A 2,912-nucleotide genomic window follows, 5' to 3' on the forward strand; every position below is an offset into this window, starting at 1 on the left:
CTCGATCCGCACATAACTGATCGGCGAACCCATGTGGTCGCTTATATACAGGAGCAGTCGATCAAAGACTTCAAATGGGTTCCGAGGGGTGCGCGCGGATGCGATTAACTCTGGGATGTTTTCTGTCGTCAGTGCGAGAACGACTCCCTGTTCACTGTTTTCTCTAATGACACTAGCAAGCAGAAGCCGATTTCTCTCTGCGAACACGGAAATCGCTGATACGGCAGGCCCGGTTATCGTGAACTTGCCACAGCGGTCACATTTAGCCTCGTATCTATCCTGATTCGTTAGCCGTCGCAACGGAGAGAATGGGTAAGAGCATACCACACATTCAGACATAACCATTGCTCCCAAAAGGTTTCAGTCATAGCTCGTTGGCCCGATGGGTCCCTGTAGGTCATCAATTTCAATCCACATTACAACCGTTTAAGGCGTTGAACAGCCGCACGTACTTCCTCTCGTAATACGGTGCCGCTCAATGGATGATACTTTACCGTCCGGGCATTCGGCGGCGGCGGCCCCGGAGTCCACGTGGGTGTGCGTTCCCCCTCCGGCTTCTGCACGCAGAATCTGAACGTCTTGGAGACATTGAGGTCGCCAGGAATTCGAGAGTTTCTCTTCGGGCGGGACATAGACCCTCCTCAATAGGCTTGAGCGCGGTTAGAACGTACACTCGAGGCCGGGAATACATCAATACATCAACTCCTCGCATTTCCGTAAGAATCGCTCAGGCAGCGCGGCGGCGCAGGCGCACCAGCACCGAGGCGAGCGCGACGGCGATCACCCAGGCACCCGCGGCGAGCAGGCCGTTGCGCGGGCGCGGCTCCCCGAGCAGCATGCCCGCGAGCAGCGCCAGGGGCGTGCCCACCGCGAGGAAGACGAAGGCCGGCGACACGTGCCAGCGCCCGTTCTCCGCGCGCCAGACCGCGCCGGCGTACACGGCCGCTACGCCCGCCGCCGCGCCCACGACGCCCCAGAGCAGGAACGCCAGCACCACGAACACCGCGCCCGCGTCGCTCGCCGCCACCTGCACCGCGAGCGCGGCGCCCACGTAGACGCCGCAGTAGAGCGCGGCCCACCGCGCGTCGGCCGCGCGGCCCGGGCGCATGGCAGGTGTCTTCCTGAATCCGCTCATCGTCATCGATGGTCCACGGGGGAGGTGCGCACCTTGAGCCGCACGAGGCGGCCGTCGGCATCGGGGATCTCCACCTCGCGCGGCGGGGCGCGAAAGTGGTCGGGATAGCCCTTGATGGCCATCGACTCCGTCATCACCTGCTCGTCGGACGGGACGGTGCGCAGGATGTCGTCGCTCACGAACACGATCAGCTTGGACCGCGGGCGCGTGATGGACACGTTGAAGCGGTTGGGATTCAGCAGGAACTCCGCCTCGCGCTCCACGTACTCGCGGTCCGCCACGGCGTAGCTGACCAGGATGAGCTCGCGCTCGTTGCCCTGCATCCGCTCCACCGTGTCCACCACGGGCAGCGCCTCGCGGGGCCAGCCGGCGGCCAGCAGCTCGCCGATGATGGCGCTGTTCTGCGCGCGGTGGGGGCTGATGACGGCCAGCCCGTGCGAGCGCAGGGCTTCCGGCGTGTAGCGCGCCCCCGTGGCGGGATCGACCATTCCCTCGCGCGCCAGCCGGGCGATGCGCGCCACCAGCCGCGCCTCGAACGCGTTGCGCGCCGTGGCCCGCACGCCGCCGTACGTCGCCAGCACCACGGCGTCGTCCGGGCGCAGGAACACGTCCCACAGCAGCGCGTCCAGCGGATCGGACAGATCGACGGCGTCGGCCGAGACGAGCAGCCGCCGCGCCGCGTCCCTGGACACGAAGCCGGGATAGAACAGCCGGCGCGGCCAGCGCACGAGGGCACGGTTCATCCGCCGGCTCTCGCGCAGGCCAAACCGCCCGAAGCGCTCGGCGAAGTGCGTGAACGCGCTGCCGAACAGCGTCTCCTCGCGGGGGTAGCGGCCGTGCAGGATCGGCGGCAGCTGGCGGTCGTCGCCGGCCAGGATCACGCGGCCGCCGCGGCGGATGGACGACAGGGCGATGAGCGCGTCCGGCACCTTCATCTGCGACGCCTCGTCGATCACCACCACGTCGAACAGCGGGCGCACGGGGATGCCCTCGCCGCCGTCGTCGCGCGCGGCCTTGTCCATCTGCCGCATCTGCTTCCACAGCGACCACACGGTGGAGCCCACGACCAGCGGCTGCCCCGTCTGCAGCGACTCATCCAGCACCCGGGGCAGGTCGTCGTCCGCGATCACCTCCGCGGACAGCCCCTCCAGGTCCGCGTCCGCCTCGCTCCCCCGCCCCGCCAGCTTGACGGCGCGCAGCGGCGGTTCGATGCCGGCCGCCTCCAGCTCGCGGGCAATGCGCGCCAGCACGTTGACGATGGCGCGATGCGTGGCCGCGCTGACGAGGATCCGCATCGGCCGTCCCACGTGCTTCGCCGCCGCGGCCAGGCCGATGAGGGTCCACGCCAGCAGGTACGTCTTGCCCGTCCCCGGCGGCCCCCAGACGACGGAAACGGCCTGCGTGAACGCGGCCCGCCACGCCTCCATCTGCTCCGCGTTCAGCACGGGGCGGCCCAGCGCGGCCCCGACCGGCGTCAGCACGTCCGCCGCCGCGGCGTCCGCGTCCAGGGGCGCCAGCCAGTCCGACGGCACGCGTCCCTCGAGCAGACCGAGGACGAACGCCGCCTCGCCCGGGTTCTCCGCCAGGGCGCGGAGGGAGTCAACGACGCGGCGCGTGTTGAAGTCCACGCCGGCGCGGTCCAGCACGCAGACGCGGTCCAGGTCGATGGCGCGGTCTTTCTCCAGCTTCTCCCACTTCCAGTCCGACGCCAGCGTGAGCCGCGGCGGCGTGACGGACAGGTCGTAGTCGATGAGCTCCACCATCAGCTTGCGGCGCA

At 68.3% G+C, this 2,912-nt stretch carries 2 protein-coding genes; both read right to left on the minus strand.

Annotated features, from left to right (window positions below; all coding sequences use genetic code 11):
* Positions 1–727 precede the first annotated feature (727 nt).
* A complete protein-coding gene (locus VFZ20_RS22535) occupies positions 728–1,135 on the minus strand; it encodes a hypothetical protein (protein ID WP_329686206.1) in 408 nt (135 codons plus the stop codon).
* 2 nt (positions 1,136–1,137) lie between these two features.
* Positions 1,138–2,912, minus strand: a 1,775-nt coding sequence (locus VFZ20_RS22540) for an ATP-binding protein (RefSeq protein ID WP_329686207.1), incomplete at its 5' end; no start/stop codon positions are given.

Origin of the sequence: Longimicrobium sp., from assembly GCF_036280135.1 — a bacterium.
Lineage (GTDB): Bacteria > Gemmatimonadota > Gemmatimonadetes > Longimicrobiales > Longimicrobiaceae > Longimicrobium.